Source organism: Rahnella sp. PD4, from assembly GCF_049199325.1.
In the GTDB taxonomy this organism is placed as follows: Bacteria; Pseudomonadota; Gammaproteobacteria; order Enterobacterales; family Enterobacteriaceae; genus Rahnella; species Rahnella perminowiae.
This window is the reverse complement of sequence record NZ_JBLZQF010000002.1, coordinates 344540-361070: the sequence shown is the minus strand read 5'-3', so window position 1 is coordinate 361070 and position 16531 is coordinate 344540. Positions and strand designations below refer to the sequence as shown.

At 53.7% G+C, this 16531-nt stretch carries 15 protein-coding genes; 4 read left to right on the top strand and 11 right to left on the bottom strand.

Features of this window, described 5'->3' with window-relative positions; translation table 11 throughout:
- Positions 1-20 precede the first annotated feature (20 nt).
- Both artP and ACOZIO_RS06330 read right to left on the bottom strand, forming a co-directional pair.
- Positions 21-749, bottom strand: a complete 729-nt coding sequence (artP, locus tag ACOZIO_RS06335; RefSeq protein ID WP_129952782.1) for an arginine ABC transporter ATP-binding protein ArtP — start codon at positions 747-749, stop codon at positions 21-23.
- A 209-nt stretch (positions 750-958) separates the two neighbouring features.
- Positions 959-1540 (bottom strand): lipoprotein, encoded by a 582-nt coding sequence (locus ACOZIO_RS06330; RefSeq protein ID WP_129952462.1) that lies wholly within the window; start codon positions 1538-1540, stop codon positions 959-961.
- A gap of 188 nt (positions 1541-1728) precedes the next feature.
- Between ACOZIO_RS06330 and ACOZIO_RS06325 the strand changes: the two genes are divergently transcribed.
- Positions 1729-2055, top strand: a complete 327-nt coding sequence (locus ACOZIO_RS06325; RefSeq protein ID WP_013574757.1) for a heavy metal-binding domain-containing protein — start codon at positions 1729-1731, stop codon at positions 2053-2055.
- Positions 2056-2066: 11 nt separating this feature from the next.
- Positions 2067-2900 (top strand): N-acetylmuramoyl-L-alanine amidase, encoded by an 834-nt coding sequence (locus ACOZIO_RS06320; RefSeq protein WP_165383712.1) that lies wholly within the window; start codon positions 2067-2069, stop codon positions 2898-2900.
- 22 nt (positions 2901-2922) lie between these two features.
- Here ACOZIO_RS06320 and ACOZIO_RS06315 read toward each other — a convergent pair whose 3' ends face one another.
- The 7 genes from ACOZIO_RS06315 to ACOZIO_RS06285 all read right to left on the bottom strand — a co-directional run bounded on the left by ACOZIO_RS06315 (position 2923) and on the right by ACOZIO_RS06285 (position 12381).
- Positions 2923-3957 (bottom strand): NAD-dependent epimerase/dehydratase family protein, encoded by a 1035-nt coding sequence (locus tag ACOZIO_RS06315; RefSeq protein WP_129952464.1) that lies wholly within the window; start codon positions 3955-3957, stop codon positions 2923-2925.
- A gap of 157 nt (positions 3958-4114) precedes the next feature.
- On the bottom strand, positions 4115-5569 hold the full coding sequence (locus ACOZIO_RS06310) for a DUF2867 domain-containing protein (protein ID WP_129952783.1): 1455 nt from the start codon (positions 5567-5569) through the stop codon (positions 4115-4117).
- Positions 5570-5653: 84 nt separating this feature from the next.
- On the bottom strand, positions 5654-6667 hold the full coding sequence (gene ltaE, locus ACOZIO_RS06305) for a low-specificity L-threonine aldolase (RefSeq protein ID WP_129991232.1): 1014 nt from the start codon (positions 6665-6667) through the stop codon (positions 5654-5656).
- 75 nt (positions 6668-6742) lie between these two features.
- Positions 6743-8464 carry a ubiquinone-dependent pyruvate dehydrogenase gene (gene poxB, locus ACOZIO_RS06300; protein WP_129952466.1) on the bottom strand — a complete coding sequence of 574 codons (1722 nt, stop codon included), beginning with the start codon at positions 8462-8464 and terminating at the stop codon, positions 6743-6745.
- Between the two features lie 179 nt (positions 8465-8643).
- Positions 8644-9657, bottom strand: a complete 1014-nt coding sequence (hcr, locus tag ACOZIO_RS06295; RefSeq protein ID WP_421595113.1) for an NADH oxidoreductase — start codon at positions 9655-9657, stop codon at positions 8644-8646.
- A 6-nt stretch (positions 9658-9663) separates the two neighbouring features.
- Positions 9664-11316 (bottom strand): hydroxylamine reductase, encoded by a 1653-nt coding sequence (gene hcp, locus ACOZIO_RS06290; RefSeq protein WP_129952468.1) that lies wholly within the window; start codon positions 11314-11316, stop codon positions 9664-9666.
- A gap of 165 nt (positions 11317-11481) precedes the next feature.
- Positions 11482-12381 (bottom strand): lysine exporter LysO family protein, encoded by a 900-nt coding sequence (locus ACOZIO_RS06285; protein WP_129952469.1) that lies wholly within the window; start codon positions 12379-12381, stop codon positions 11482-11484.
- A gap of 189 nt (positions 12382-12570) precedes the next feature.
- Between ACOZIO_RS06285 and ACOZIO_RS06280 the strand changes: the two genes are divergently transcribed.
- The gene (locus ACOZIO_RS06280; RefSeq protein WP_129952470.1) at positions 12571-14304 is read left to right on the top strand and encodes an ATP-dependent endonuclease; all 1734 of its coding nucleotides are present in this window, start codon (positions 12571-12573) and stop codon (positions 14302-14304) included.
- On the opposite strand, the gene ACOZIO_RS06275 is transcribed toward ACOZIO_RS06280, so the two are convergent.
- Positions 14301-15290: a VirK/YbjX family protein gene (locus ACOZIO_RS06275; RefSeq protein ID WP_129952471.1), complete on the bottom strand. Its 990-nt coding sequence runs from the start codon at positions 15288-15290 to the stop codon at positions 14301-14303. The two genes, ACOZIO_RS06280 and ACOZIO_RS06275, sit on opposite strands and share 4 nt — an antisense overlap.
- A gap of 292 nt (positions 15291-15582) precedes the next feature.
- A complete protein-coding gene (gene cspD, locus ACOZIO_RS06270) occupies positions 15583-15804 on the bottom strand; it encodes a cold shock-like protein CspD (RefSeq protein ID WP_015696601.1) in 222 nt (73 codons plus the stop codon).
- Positions 15805-16197: 393 nt separating this feature from the next.
- Between cspD and clpS the strand changes: the two genes are divergently transcribed.
- Positions 16198-16518: an ATP-dependent Clp protease adapter ClpS gene (gene clpS / locus ACOZIO_RS06265; protein WP_013574769.1), complete on the top strand. Its 321-nt coding sequence runs from the start codon at positions 16198-16200 to the stop codon at positions 16516-16518.
- Positions 16519-16531 lie beyond the last annotated feature (13 nt).

The window sequence follows — 16531 nt, the reverse complement described above, 5'->3', positions numbered from 1 at the left end:
TATATTGATAGAAAGACCGTTTAGTGGGAAAGGTAGCTGGCAAACTCTTTGGTTTGCGGCTGTGCGAAAACGGAGGCATCGCCTTGCTCGACAATGCGGCCATTTTCCATGTACACCACGCGGCTGGCGGTTTTACGCGCAACTTCAACTTCGTGGGTCACGATAACCTGAGTAATGCCGGTACCGGCCAGTTCGCGAATAATGCTGACGATCTGGGCGGTGATTTCCGGGTCAAGCGCGGCGGTCGGTTCATCAAACAGCAGAACCTGAGGCTCCATCATCAGCGCACGGGCAATAGCCACACGCTGTTGCTGGCCACCGGAAAGATGCAACGGAAAACGATCGGCGTAATCGGTCAGACGCAGACGGGTCAGCAATTTCTGGGCACGTTGCATCGCGACCTCTTTTGTCAGCCCCAGTACACGTATCGGGGCTTCCAGTAAGTTGTCGAGCACGGTGCGGTGTGGCCACAGATTGTATTGCTGGAAGACCATGCCGACATTCTGACGCAATTCGCGAACGGCTTTTTCATCCGGCTTGCGGGTGAAATCGAAGGTGTTACCGGCGATCTGCAATGTACCCGAACGCGGCATTTCCAGCAGGTTCAGAACCCGCAACAGGGAGCTTTTGCCTGCACCACTTGGCCCGAGTAAAACCAGAGTTTCACCGGCGGGGCAGTCCAGCTGAATGTCAAAAAGCGCCTGATGCACGCCGTAGAAGCAGTTGATGCTATTTAGTTGAATACTCATGCGCAAATAGTGAATAGCCATTGATGCCGCAGATGGTAACTTCCACAGCATAGTTATGCAACGATCGCGGCTTAAAAATTATGTGTTGCCGCAGGAATGCCAAAGTCTAGCACAACATGTTGTTGCGTAATTGTAGGGTACATGTTGAACGGCGATGAAATTCATTGCCGTCCAACATGATGCATACGCTTTTTTACGTAAAGAAGGGATTACTGATGTTCTAAAACCTGGCGCAGTGTGCCGCTGGAAGCGAAATCGAGATTTGCCATGTACCGCACATCATCTACCGTCCAGCATTTACCCTCACGGACCATCAGCACTTCATCTTTCCAGCTTGTCGATGCGCCTTTGTCTTTTTCATGCGTGAAGGTGACTCGCAGGGGAATGTTACGGGCGTCGGTATTCGGAATGCTGGAGGCGCTGTCAACGGAGGCCGATGTCGGGCCATCAAACAAGCTGGAGAAAATGTCGCCGTCACCTGAGCCAGCACCGGTTTTTTCGTTCGGTGAGGCGGCGATATCCACTTTCGGCTGCGACTGCGCTTTCAGCAGCGCATCATACAAGGCAGTGCTCAGATAAGGGCGGTACGCGGCAAGCTGGCTGGAATTGGGTAATCCACTGCCGCCTTGTTTGATGCGAAAATCATAAAATTGCTGGGCAACGCTGTCAGGGCCGCCGTCGACACAGGGTGCGGTGCGGCTACCAATATCCTTATAGGCAGGTTCTACCGTGGTGCAGGCACTTAACATCAGTACCAGCGGGATGACGGCGACGAGAGTTTTCTTTTTCATTGTATTCCTTACTGAAAGATTGAACATTTTCACCATGACGTTCTTTACCATACAGTATAAAACCGATTTGGCTTAATGCATGGCGATGAGAAAAACAGTCACAGGCAATAACCGGATCGCGCGCGCAGGGTTTATGCTATTAATGGCATTATTGCCAGGATCTGGACGACAACTGATAAGGAATACTCATGCAAATTTCTACCACCCCGACTCTCGAAGGTTTCACCATCGCTGAATATTGTGGCGTAGTCACGGGCGAAGCGATTTTAGGGGCGAACATCTTTCGCGATTTCTTCGCGGGTGTACGCGATATCGTTGGCGGACGTTCCGGCGCTTATGAAAAAGAGCTGCGTAAGGCGCGTGAGATTGCTTTCCGTGAACTGGAAGAACAGGCCAAAGAGCGGGGGGCAAATGCGGTTGTCGGTATTGATATTGATTATGAAACCGTGGGCAAAGACAGCAGCATGCTGATGGTCAGCGTGTCCGGCACCGCAGTGATTGTGCACCGCAAATGATCTGCCGACGTATGAAACGTGGCCTGCTGACTGCCGCATTGTTCATGCTGGCCGGTTGTCAGCACGCCGGCCAGCAGAACGCTGATGCGCCGTTCCGGCTGGAAACGGCGAGACAGGCGCAGGGCGCGGATCAGCGGATACGTTTTCTGGTGATCCATTACACGGCGGAAGATTTCAACAACGCATTAAATACGCTTACAGATGAGCACGTCAGCGCACATTACCTGATCCCGGCACAGCCGCCGCTTGAAGAGGGTAAACCGGTGGCGTGGCAACTGGTGCCGGAAAATATGCGCGCCTGGCATGCCGGCGTCAGCGGCTGGCGCGGGCGAACCAATCTCAATGATACGTCCGTGGGAATAGAACTGGAGAACAAAGGCTACAGTAACGCTTTGCTCGGCAAAAAATTCTACCCTTTCCCGCCCGGGCAAATCGATTTACTGGCTAATCTGAGCCAGGAAATTGTTGCGCGTTATCAGATAGAACCGCGCAATGTGGTGGCGCACAGTGATATCGCGCCGCAGCGCAAAGATGACCCCGGCCCGCTGTTTCCATGGCAGGAGATGGCCGAACGCGGTATTGGCGCGTGGCCGGATGCGGCGCGTGTGAATCAGTACCTGGCGGGACGTAATCCGCTGCAACCTGTCGGCCAGGCGCAGTTGCTGGCGTTGCTGAAAGCGTACGGATATTCAGTGGAAGATAATATGACGCCGCGTCAGCAGCGTCGTGTGATTGCGGCATTCCAGATGCATTTCCGCCAGAATGATTATCGTGGCAATGCGGATGCTCAAACCGAAGCGATTGTCCGGGCGTTATTACAGCAGTTTCCGGATAAGAACGACTGACATCAGCGGCTGAAGATGTCGGTCAGTCGCGTTTCGGGCCGATGCCGTGCAACCCCTGAAGTTTACCATGATCACGCAGCCAGTCGGCGGTACGGATTATTCCCTGATCGAGTGAAATCACCGGCACATAGCCCAGTTCTTTCTGCGCACGCTGTGTGTCGAGCGTGAGATCAAAATTCAGTTTTGCCACGCTGTAATGCGTCAGCACCGGTTCTTTCTGCGAGCTTTTGCTGATGTGCTCCATACCCCGGGCCATCATATCCAGCAGCGGATACGGCACTGAACGGATGCGGTATTTGATATCCAGATTTTCCATCAGCTGTTTCACCAGCGTACGCAGCGGACGCGGTTGCTGATTGGTGATATTGAATGCGCGGCCAGATTCTGTCGCCTGTGATTGCGTCGCCAGCCACATGGCATGCACCGCGTTCCCGACATAGGTCATGTCCACCAGCGCTTCACCGCCGCGAGGCAACATCAGCGTTCCGCCATATTTCAGCATTTGCAGTAAACGCGGCAACATCACGTTGTCATGCGGGCCGAAAATACCCTGCGGGCGCAGAATCGTAAAATGCGTGTGTGGATTAGACAACGCCAGCGTGTGGATCACCTGTTCTCCGGCGGCTTTACTGCGGGCAAAGGAGTTGGCGAAACGGTGGGGGCGAAAGTCTTCCTGGATATCGCGGTGATGGTGAAAATCGAAGTAGATGGCCGGTGACGAAATATGCACGAAGTTTTCCACGCCATACGCGGTGGACCATTCGCCCAGACGTCGTGTGGCGCGCACGTTCGCCAGCTCGAATTCCTGTTCACTGCCCCACGGTGACGTCAGCCCTGAGCAGTGCCAGACGGTATCGATGTCTGCCAGCAGGGCTTTGGCCTGAGCAGACACCAGCGTGGTGAGATCGGCGTGAATGAATTCTGCGCCCATTTTCTGCAAAAGCGAGCCCATGGCGGCATTACGGCCCGTCGCCCTGACTTTGATGCCTTTATTTCGCAGAAACTCAACGGCATTTCGTCCAAGACCGCCACTTGCACCGGTAACCAAAACCTTCATATACAGGCCAATGCCTTCAAAAATAGAGAAAAATAGTTTTCAGCGTCAGGGGCTCTGGCACCCCTGAGCAATAAGGGTGCCATTCTTTCGTGAAATTGTGCGGGTTGCAATGGGAAAGGGGGAAAGCTGTGTCTGAAAGCAGATTAAATGACCCTCTTTAGCGTCCGCAACGGTCTTTCTGCCGGGCAAGGCTGGCGATGCGTTTTGCCATGCCACGAAAAATAAACTGATGAGCGGGCATCATACTGAACCAGTAAAGCAGTCCGCTGAACCCCGCCGGATGCCACCATGCACGCACATCCAGGCTGCGGCTTTCACCGTTGTCGGTAATCGTGAAGGTTAAACGACCGAGTCCCGGTGCCTTCATGCCAAATAACAACGCCAGTTCCCGCTGCGGTTTCAGCCCGATGACTTTCCAGCCATCAATTTTATCGCCGGGTTTCAGGAAATCCCGTTCAGGGCGACCGTATGTCACGCCACCGCCCAGTAAATCGTCGATCCGTGCCCGCGTTTTCCACAAGCCGTTGGCATAGAAATACCCTTCAGCGCCCCCGGTTTGCTGAATAACTTTCCATAATGCCGCTTTTGACGCCGACGTTTCCAGGGTGAATCCCGCCTGTTTCGGATAATAACCGTAGCCAGGCCGCCAGCGCGCGCGGGCGTCAGGATCGTATCCCCAGTCCGGCGAATCCATGATTTGTTGCTGTTCTTTTTCCAGCGTACTGCGGATCGCCTCATCAATGGGGATCAGAGTCTGCGGGATCAGCCTTTGCAGTTTCTCACTGTCGGCGGGCAGATCGTGGTTCAGCCCCTGGATCAGCGCTTTTGCCAGCGACGTGGGAACGGAGGTGATCAGGCTGAGAAAATATACCGAAACAAAAGATGTCGGCAGGGGAACGGGGATCAGCCAGCGGCGTTTACCGCTCATCGCAATGAAGCGTTTAAACAGCGCCTGATAACTGAGGTATTCCGGTCCTGCAGCCTCCAGAATCTGATTCTCTGTGGCAGGCTGCGCTACCAACCCCTGTAGGTAATTAAGCAGATTTTCCAGTGCGATAGGCGAGGACTTCGAGCGAACCCAGCGCGGCGGTGTCAGCACCGGCAGGTTGTATACCATGTCACGCATGACTTCAAAGGCAGCAGAACCCGCACCAATCACAATGCCGGTACGCAGTTCTGTCACCGGGATCGTGCTCATGCGCAGTAAATCACCCGTCAGCTTTCTCGCCTGCAAGTGCGCAGAATGGTTACCTTCGGGCTGCATCGAGCCGAGATAAACAATGTGCTTAATGGAGGAATCTTTCAGTGCAAGAAGGGTGTGCTGTGCCGCCTGCCGTTCTTTTTCGAGTAAATCATCATCTTCTGCCATGGCATGCACCAGATACACCAGTACGTCAGCGCCTTCGAAGGCGGCAGCCAGCGTTTTACTCTGATAGACATCCGCGAAGCAGCAGCGCACGTTTGGCCATTTTTGCTGTTGCAGCCATTCGATACGACGCGCGGCTGCTGTGACCTGAAAACCTTGCCGGCTCAGATGTGCCGTCAGATGTTGTCCGATATACCCGCTGGCACCGAGAACGACGATCCGGCCAGTGTGTGTGGTGATTGGCATTTCCATTTGCTCGGTCAGTGTAAGGGAGATAAAGCAGAAAGTACGGCGATACCGGGCAGGCATCGCCGCCAACCGGTCAGACTGTCAGGCGTGCTGATGCAGGAATTCCTGCCACAGCGCCACGACTTTTTGCAGATCTTCACGGCTGATATTGATATGCGTCAGCACCCGTGTGACCGGTCCCGCACTGATGATCACACCGCGTTCCTGCATCCATGGCCCCATTCGGGCTGCCAGTTCCGCGCTTTGTTTAATGTATAACACATTGGTTTGCGCACCGGGCTCAGCGATTTCAACGCCGATTTTACGCAGTTCCTGTGCCAGCCACTGTGCATTGTCGTGGTCGTCTTTCAGACGCGCAACGTTATTTTCCAGCGCGTAAATCGCCGCTGCGGCCAGAATACCGGACTGGCGCATACCGCCGCCGGTCATTTTGCGCCAGCGGTTCGCACGCCCGATGTACTCCTTGCTGCCGACCAGCAGGGAACCAATCGGCGCACCCAGACCTTTCGACAGGCAGATGGTCAGGGTGTCGCAATACTGGGTTATCTCACGCAATTCTACGTTCAGCGCCACTGCCGCATTCATGATGCGCGCACCGTCGATATGCAATGCCAGCCCTTTTTCGCGGGTGAAAGCGAATGCTTTTTGCAGGTAATCCAGCGGAAGCACTTTGCCGCTGTGAGTGTTTTCCAGGCTGAGCAGGCGGGTGCGGGCAAAATGGATATCATCCGGTTTGATAGCGGCAGCGACTTTATCCAGCGGGATAGAACCGTCAGCATCCATGTCCAGAGGCTGCGGCTGAATGCTGCCAAGCACCGCAGCGCCACCCGCTTCGTACATATAGTTGTGGGCTTTCTGACCCACAATATATTCTTCACCGCGCTGGCAATGCGTCAGTAACGCCACCAGATTGGCCTGCGTACCGGTCGGTAAAAACAGCGCGGCTTCTTTACCGCACAGTTTTGCTGCCATGTCCTGCAAAGCGTTGACCGTCGGGTCATCGCCGTAGACATCATCGCCGACTTCAGCGCGGGCCATGGCCTGACGCATCGCTTCACTGGGGCGGGTTACGGTATCACTGCGTAAATCGATCAACGTGGCTTCCTTCTGGTAATTGCCCCTTAAGGGGCAGGTATGATTATTTAATCATGCACTATAGCCCTGTCGGGGTTATCGCAGCCAGTTGGTTTTTGCCAGTTCAATCACTTCGTCGCCGCGACCGCTGATCACCGCGCGCAGCATGTACAGGCTGAAGCCTTTGGCCTGCTCAAATTTGATCTGCGGTGGCATCGCCAGTTCCTCAGTGGCGGTGATCACATCAATCAGCACCGGTCCTTCGTAAGCGAACGCATCCTGCAGGGCGGTGTCGATGTCTGAGGCTTTTTCGACACGAATGCCTTTGATGCCTGCGGCTTCGGCAATGGCGGCGAAATCCGGATTTTTCAGCTCGGTGCCATCCGTCAGGTAACCGCCGGATTTCATTTCCATTGCCACAAAGCCCAGTACGCTGTTGTTGAAAATGATGATTTTCACTGGCAGTTTCTGCTGTGCCAGCGTCAGGAAATCGCCCATCAGCATCGCAAAGCCGCCGTCACCGCACAGCGCAACCACTTGCCGTGAACGGTCGATGGCCTGTGCGCCAATCGCCTGCGGCATGGCATTGGCCATCGAGCCGTGGTTAAACGAACCGAGCAGGCGGCGCTGGCCGTTCATTTGCAGGTAACGGCAGGCCCAGACGGTTGGCGTGCCGACGTCGCAGGTGAAAATCGCGTCCGAAGCGGCGAAGCGACTGATTTGCTGCGCAAGATATTGCGGGTGGATCGGCTGCTTGTCGTTTGGCGTCGCCAGCCCGTCGAGGTCTTTGCGGGCTTCTTCGTAATGCCTGAGCGCCTTGTCGAGGAACTTGCGCTCATTTTTCACCTGTAACTGCGGCAGCAGTGCGGTGAGGGTCGATTTGATGTCGCCGACCAGCGCCATATCCACATGGCAATGTGCGCCGATACTGCCCGGATTAATATCAATCTGGATGATTTTGGCATCGGTCGGATAAAACGCCCGATACGGGAATTGCGTGCCGAGCAGGATCAATGTGTCGGCATTAAGCATGGCATGATAACCGGAAGAAAAACCTATCAGCCCGGTCATACCAACACTGTACGGGTTATCCCACTCGATATGCTCTTTGCCGCGCAGGGCATGCACCACCGGCGCTTTCAGGGTTTCCGCCAGTTTAATCACTTCGTCGTGCGCACCTGCGCAGCCGCTGCCACACATCATCGTAATGTTGGTTGCGCCGTTCAGCAGTCCGGCCAGCTTTTCCAGTTCTGCCGGCTGCGGGGTCACTTTTGGCAAGACGGGCGGATACCAGCTGACTTTGGCATCTTCCGGCGCAGGCCTGAGCGCCACGTCCCCCGGTAATACGATGACTGAGACACCACGGTTAAGAATGGCTTTGCGCATGGCGATTGCCAGTACCTGAGGAAGTTGCTCGGGATTACTGATCAGTTCGCAGTAATGACTGCATTCACGGAATAACTCGGTGGGATGGGTTTCCTGAAAGTAACCGCTGCCGATTTCACTCGACGGGATATGTGCGGCAATGGCGACCACCGGGACGTGATTGCGATGGCAATCGAACAGGCCGTTGATCAGATGCAGGTTACCGGGCCCGCAGGAACCGGCGCAAACCGCCAGTTCGCCGGTAATTTGCGCTTCGGCACCGGCGGCAAAGGCGGCCACTTCTTCATGGCGCGTGCCCAGCCATTCGATGGTGCCCATGCGGTTCAGACTGTCGCTTAGCCCGTTCAGGGAATCGCCGGTTACGCCCCAGATCCTTTTTACGCCTGCGGCTTCAAGAGTTTTTGCCAGATATGACGCTACGCTCTGCTTCATCTTTATATCCCTCGGTGAATTTCATAAAAAAGACTGGATTAAGCATAGTCCACTGATTACATCCTTGAATGTTCAGTCTTAAACCATACAAAAATACACAGAGGAGGGAGGTGAAGATTTGTAAATCTGCCCGAGCAGACTGTAAAAAGCCATGTACGGGCAGACGGCAGGTGCGGGGATCAGGCGAGGGTGACGTCCCCCTGAAGCTGACAGCTACAGGCCAGCACATAACCCTGAGCGACTTCCTCATCGGTCAGCGTCATGCGGCTGGACGTCTGATAATCACCGGAAAGTATACGGGTTTTACAACTGCCGCATACACCTGCACGGCAGGCCGCGGTCACCGGTAAATGATGCTGTTCCATGGCAGCCAGTAAAGCAGAGCCCACCGGTACGCGGTAATTCTGTAAGGGTTTCAGGCAGGTCAGCGTCAGTTGCTGATCAGCCGATATTTCAGTTTCCGCAGCCTGAAACTGTTCCTTAATGATATTTTCTGACGTGGTGCCCAGTGCTTTTGCCCATTCTCCGGCCAGTTGCATATAAGGCGCAGGGCCACAAATCATTACCCGGCGTTCACTGATATCCGGCACCTGACTGTGCAGCAAGTCCTTGCTCAGACGCCCGGCGATGTGCCCCGGTGCGGCATCATGTTCCGCCAGGATAGTCAGGTTGAGCTGTGAATATTTAGCCGCCAGTTGCTGCCACTCTTCGGCAAAGATAATGTCCTGCGGACGGCGCACGCTGTAAAAAACTTTTACGCTTTGTGCCGGATGATGCGCCAGAATATCGCGTGTAATCGACATGACCGGCGTCACGCCACAGCCAGCCGCCAGCAGTAATAAAGGCTGTTCCGTGTCACAGGTAAATTCCCCCTGCGCATCGCTCAGCCAGAGATAATCACCGGCTTTTATCTGCTGTGTCAGCCATTGCGAACCTTCGCCGCCTTCAATGCTTCGTACCGTCAGTTGAATAAAACGGCTCTTGCCCGGCGTGGAGGACAGCGTGTAGGCACGCTGTATGTCGCCACTCTGACCAATATTCACCAGTGCAAACTGGCCGGGACGATAGGGATACACATCGTGATTAATCAGCGACAGCGTGCGGACATCCGGCGTTTCCTGCGTGACGGAATATACCTGCATACGGTTCTGGCACAATGCGGTCGGCTGATCGGGAAATAAGGGAAAATTCATTTCAGCTTACTCCGGCAACATGGTTTTCAGATCCTGCTCAACCGAGGTAATTGCACGCAGGCCAAATTTTTCATTCAGGATCGTCAGCAGGTTTTCGGTAAGGAAGGCCGGTGCTGTCGGGCCGGTGGCAATATTTTTTACGCCCAGTGACAGGAGGGTCAGCAGGATCACGATCGCTTTTTGTTCAAACCACGACAGCACCAGGCTCAGGGGCAAATCGTTCACGCCGCAGCCTAATTTCTCGGCCAGGTTCACGGCCAGAATAATGGCGGAATAAGCATCATTACACTGCCCGACGTCCAGCAGGCGAGGCAGGCCTTCAAGTGTACCGAAATCCAGTTTGTTGAAGCGGTATTTGCCACAGGCCAGCGTCATGATCAGGCAGTCCCGGGGGACGCTGCGTGCCAGATCGGTGAAGTAGCTGCGTTCACCGCGGCTGCCGTCACAGCCGCCGATCAGGAAGATGTGGCGCAGTTTTTTGGCGGCAACCAAATCAATCACGGTGTCTGCCGCGCTGAGTAATGTCTGGCGGCCAAAGCCGACGGTAATTTCCTGCTCAATTTCGCTGTAACGGAAGCCCGCAAGCTGCAACGCCTGCGCAATCACCGGTGCAAAGTCTTCACCTTCCAGATGTTGTACGCCCGGCCAGCCGACGATGCTGCGGGTCCAGATCCGGTCGCCATAATTGCCGACGTTCGGGTCAATGATACAGTTTGAGGTCATGACGACAGGACCGGGGAATTTAGCAAATTCCACCTGCTGATTTTGCCAGCCGCTGCCATAGTTACCGGCCAGATGCGGGAATTTTTTCAGTTCGGGATAACCGTGCGCCGGCAACATTTCGCCGTGAGTGTAAATGTTGATGCCGGTGCCGGCAGTTTGCTCAAGCAGCATCTGCAAATCTTTCAGGTCGTGACCGGAAATCAGAATTGCTTTGCCTGCCAGCGGACGGACGTTGACTGCCGTTGGTTGCGGATGTCCGTAAGCGTCGGTTTCGCCTTTATCCAGAATGGCCATCACGCCAAAGTTCATTTTGCCGATAGCCATCGCGTTTGCGAGCAGTTCGCCCATGTCCGACGGTTGTGTGCCCAGCCAGGCCATCAGACGATGATATTCGGCGTAAAGGGCGGTATCAGACTGACCCAGAACATGCGCGTGTTCCATATACGCGGCCGCACCTTTCAGACCATACAGACACAGCATACGCAGGCCGTGAATGTCATCGCCTATCTGCGCTTTGTCACCGTTGAGCGCAAATTGCCCGGCCTGTTGTTGCAGCTCGCTGAGGTTATTGCTGACCAGTTCCAGTGAGGCGAGGGGGTGACTGACGGTGACTTGCGGATCCGTCAGACGGCAGCGGACAGCCAGCGATTCGCGGTAAAGAATGGCTTCCCGGGCATACCCGACGATACGCTCAGAATCGAAGTTTACATTGGTCAGTGTGGAGAAAAAAGCGCGGGGCGCGAAGCTGTCGATCTCTTCATCGATGATGCCATAGCCTCGTGCGGTCAGTGCCCAGGCGGATAACCCTTCTAACACCGCAACCAGTAAATCTTGTAAATCAGAGGTTTCTGCCGTTTTGCCACACATACCCTGCGCATACGCGCAACCATTGCCCGCCGGGGTACGGACTGTTTGTTCACATTGCACACAAAACATAAGGAGGTCCTTTTAAAGTTGCATTTGAAGTGCTTGTTTTAATGCAAGCCTAGAACCGGCTGAGACAGAATTGAAGGGATTTTTAAGACAAAGTGATGCGGAGTTGATTTATCGCAATTTTTGAGGGAGTTTCCCGCTGCACAACGGCAACGGGACGGGCAGGGGTCAGGCAGAGAAAAAGGCCATTAAGACCGGGGCAATCAGGCTGAGGATAAATCCGTGTACCACGGCCGGAGGCACCATATCCAGCCCGCCACTGCGCTGTAATACCGGCAGGGTAAAGTCCATGGATGTGGCACCGCACAAGCCAAGTGCCGTCGAACGGCTGCGGCGCACCAGTGTCGGGATCAGCATAATGGCGCAGAGTTCGCGGGCCAGATCATTAAAGAAGGCCGCGCTGCCAATCACCGGTCCGAAAGAATCCGTCAGGACGATGCCGGAAAGCGAATACCAGCCATAACCGGAGGCGATGGCCAGCCCGGTTTTCAGTGGTAAACCCAACAGCAGAGCGGCAAGAGCGCCGCCAGCCAGTGCGCTGAGGGCCACCACTATCGCCACCATCATGCCGCGCCGGTTCAGGATAATCTGACGCAGGGTCATACTGCTGTTACGCAGTTGCAGACCGACCAGTGCCAGCAGGAATAACAGCGCAATTTCACTGGCCTGCGACGCGAAAGTCAGCCAGTGCCATTGTGTCAGACCCAGGGCAAAACCGCCGACCACCACCCCGCACAGTTTCAGTGATTCCAGCGCCATATGAATGCGGGACGGTAATTTTTCCTGTTTATACTGTGTTTTCCAGGGCCTGCGGCGTTCCAGCAGCCACAGCGCGGCATAGTTCATCACGAAGATGCACAGGAAACTGACGGCGGCATATTTGAAAATCAGTACCAAATTCGCGCTGAGGTTATCGAGGAAAGCCAGACTGACGCCCATAATGAACAGGATGACGTACACCATCCAGCTCAGTAACTGGTTTACAAGATGCAACAGGGCACGGTTTTTTAGCGGAATGAGATAGCCGGCAATCAGCGGCAGGAGAATAATTAACAACCCGGAGTACATGATGCAAAAGTCCCTGAAAAGTGAGGTTCCGTGAGTAGAGCGCAGTACAGAAAATACCGCCCGCCACGCTAACGAAAAGTTATCTGACTGTAAAGCAGCTTTGGCACACAGAGATATCGTTGTGAGCTTGACCTGAACCAATTTTTAACGCCATGCTCAGGAAAGCTTTGAGCGCACAGGAGGCGTCTGATGTATCTGGAACGTATTGATATTGTCGGTTTTCGCGGGATTAACCGCCTGTCTTTGACGCTGACGCAGCCCGCGCAACGTGGCGCATCGATCACCGGTTCTTCTCATCAGGGGCAGGCCGAATCCTTTCTGACCAACACGGTGTTAATCGGCGAGAATGCCTGGGGGAAATCCAGCCTGCTCGATGCGTTAACTTTGCTGCTTTCTCCCGAACCCAAACTGTATTGCTTTAAGGAGGAGGATTTTTATTTCCCGGCGGGCGAAGAAGAATCTAAATCACAGTATCTGCACGTAGTGTTTACCTTTTGTGAGAATCAGGCCGGGCATCACATGTCGCCCCGTTTTAATCCGCTGTCACCGCTCTGGGTTAAATGTGCTGACAAACTGAACCGTATTTATTACCGGCTGGAAGGTGAACTGGACGATGATGGCAGTGTGATGACGTTGCGCAGTTTCCTGTCGTCGAATGGTCAGCCTTTAAACCTGGTGACAATAGATCCGCTGGCGCAGGCGCTGATCCGTCTGAATCCGGTATTACGTTTACGCGATGCCCGCTTTATACGTCGCCTGCGCAGTGAAACACTGGCACCAAGGCTGGCAGCCAATAATGAAGAACTGGCAAAACAGCTGGATGAACTGACGCGCGAGTTGGTTCACAGTCCGCAGACCCTGAAAAACAGCGAGCTGCGCAGCGGCCTTTCGGCGATGCGACAGTTGCTGGAGCATTATTTTGCCGAGCAGGGCACTTCCAGCAGCGCGCCGTGGCAGCAAAAGCGTCATGGCCGCGCGGAGAGCCGCCGTGCCTGGCGTTCACTGGATAACATCAATCGTATGATTGCCGAACCCAACAGCCGCAGTATGCGGGTGATGTTGCTTGGCATGTTCTCGACATTATTACAGGCCAAAGGCTCGGTGGTACTGCACCCGGATGCACGGCCGCTGTTACTCATTGAAGACCCCGAAACCCGTTTGCATCCGATCATGTTGTCAGTGGCCTGGGGATTACTGGATCAGTTGCCATTGCAACGCATTACCACGACCAATTCCGGTGATTTGCTGTCGCTGGTGCCGGTTGAGCAAATATGCCGGCTGGTGCGTGAGTCCGGTCGCGTCGCGGCTTACGCCATCGGGCCGGAAGGGTTAAGCATGGAAGACAGCCGCCGCATCGCTTTCCATATCCGCTTTAACCGCCCCTCGTCGTTATTCGCCCGGTGCTGGTTGCTGGTGGAAGGCGAAACCGAAGTCTGGCTGCTGAATCAGCTGGCGCGCCAGTGCGGCTATCATTTTGAATCGGAAGGGATCAAGGTTATCGAGTTTGCGCAGTGCGGCCTGAAGCCTTTGCTACGCTTTGCCCGGCACATGGGTATTGAATGGCATGCGCTGGTCGACGGTGACGAGGCAGGGCGCAAATATGCGGCAACTGTGATTGCTAATGTTGAAAACCACGACGATACGCTGCGTTACCGTCTGACAGCGTTACCCACTCAGGACATCGAACATTTCCTGTATCGTGACGGTTTCGAAGACGTTTATCGCAAAAATGCGGCGATACCGGCCAATGTGCCGATGTCGCCGAGAAGAATTATCGATAAAGCGATTCACCGCAGTTCGAAACCGGATCTGGCGATTGATGTGGCACTTGCGGCGTCACTGAGGGGAACCTCGTCGATCCCTGCGCTGTTGCGGCAAATGTTTTCCCGCGTGGCATGGCTGGCACGCGGCAGGGCAGATTAAGCAGCCTGGCTGTTTTCAGTCAGCACCGGATGACCATGACCGCCGGAGAAAGTTTGACGGATCTGCGTTTCCAGATCGTCTAACAGCTGGTAACGGCGACGGTATTCCGAGCGTCGTTTACTGGCAATTTCTTCCAGCGGGCGGTGGGCAATTTGCGACGGTAAGTGGAAGTAGCCATCATCGCCCGGTTTGGCGTCCAGGGTTTCCCAGAAACTGTCGTAATCGGCAAACACCATTCCTTTGCGTTTTTTGTAACGCGGATTTTCATAGATATGGGTGTGATTACCCACCGCGATGATTTGCTTCATGCCAGTCACATCCGCAAGGGTGGTCAGTGCTTCAATCACCAGGCGTTTAGGGAATAAGCCGTGGCAGGCTTTGGTCGCAGTCTGAATTTCCTGATGATCGACATGCGCGCGGGGTCCCTGCAATGCACCGATGAACAGCGTCGGACGGTCCTGATAGTTGATAAACGAGAACGTCACAATCGCAATCGGTTCACCCTGAGGATTATTAAAGGTCAGCGTGGCTTCCCCTTCTTTATCCAAACGGCTGATGGCATTAAAAGTGACAGAAAAATGCTGTCCTTCTTTGCCGGTCACCGTGGCAATGGCCATCGTTTTTTTATTCAGATAGCCATGATTAATCGCTTCAGGCAGACAGTGGCCAATCATATCGTAATGATCGGTGATACGTTTCATTGCCTGTTCCTGCGTGATATTTGCTGCCTGATATACCCGGTGTAATTTACACGGCAGGCCTGGCATCGCGGTCAGGATCTCGTCGCGCTGCGGGTGTTGTGCCAGGTAACTGAGTAATCCGAACGTTCTGTACGGATTGATCAGCGTGCGGAAAAGGAATTTTAAGCGATAGCGCGGTAATTCCCATGACGGCCCGGGCGTTATCTGACGGGAGAGCAATGCTTTCATTAACTGAAGGCCGGAAAGTGGCGCCTTTTCTACGGAAGGGTAGCCGAAAGTAGTCATGGAAATACCTGTTGTTATAAGCCAGAGTTTTGTAGTGGCTATTTCATCAGGCCAAGAATAAACGGGTGTACAACGGCGTGAATTAGGGAGAAATAGAACGTGATTTGTTGAGATTATGTTTAGACTTACTTCGTTATATGTCATGTCTTAGCAATTGGTGTCTAAAAAATGTACTTTTTTTCACGCTGAGGGCTTGAAGCCGGAAGCATTCTCCCCCATAAATGAAAATGCCAGTCAGTGATTGACCGGCATTTGCAGTTGAAGCGTTATCTGATGCGTGATGCTGAACCGGTCAGGCGACCGCTTCACTTTCCACCGGGATAATGAGACTGGCATGATTCCCCTTTGGGCCTTCATGAACGTCGAAATTGACCTGCTGGCCGGCCTTCAGTGTCCGGTATCCCTCCATCTGGATAGTGGAGTAGTGAGCGAAGATGTCTTCACCGCCATTTTGCGGGCAAATGAAGCCAAAGCCTTTAGCATTATTGAACCATTTAACAGTACCCGTCTGCATGCTTCTACATCCCTCTCATGACTAGTCTGGTAGTAAATAGATAAAGCCAGTTGAGTGAGCACGAAGGCCGGAACACAGCGGATAAGCGTCTGTTCAGGCCGGCTTAAACTCCGTTCAGCTCACGAATTTACACTCTAGTGGAATAGAGTTAGACGTCAAGGAAACGGCATTTGTGGCGGGGGAGCAGATAACCAAAGTTTGAAGCAGGTAACGCTATTGACATATTTTGTTAATTTTCGACCAGCGTTATCTGATGCACGCAGACATTTTGTGCAGCGGCAAGGTGAGGCCAGAGATGGTAAAATACAGGAATAACAGCGTGAGGCTCTGCAGAAGGCCTTCTCGTTTATGTATTTGGCTTCCAATACGATCTTCACAGGTGATGAACAGGCAATGGGTAACAATCAAGACTGGTTAAATTTCGAACATTTGGCGGCGGATAAGCAAAAGGATGAGGTAAAACCGCCATCTATGTATAAAGTTATATTAAACAACGACGATTACACTCCAATGGAATTTGTGATTGACGTTCTGCAAAAGTTCTTTTCTTATGATATTGAACGTGCAACGCAACTGATGCTCCAGGTGCACTACAGAGGTAAAGCGATATGCGGCGTTTATACCGCCGAAGTCGCGGAAACCAAGGTCGCACACGTAAATGAGTACGCCAAGGAGAATGAGCATCCGTTGCTGTGTACGCTGGAAAAAGCCTGATTAAGGCAATCTA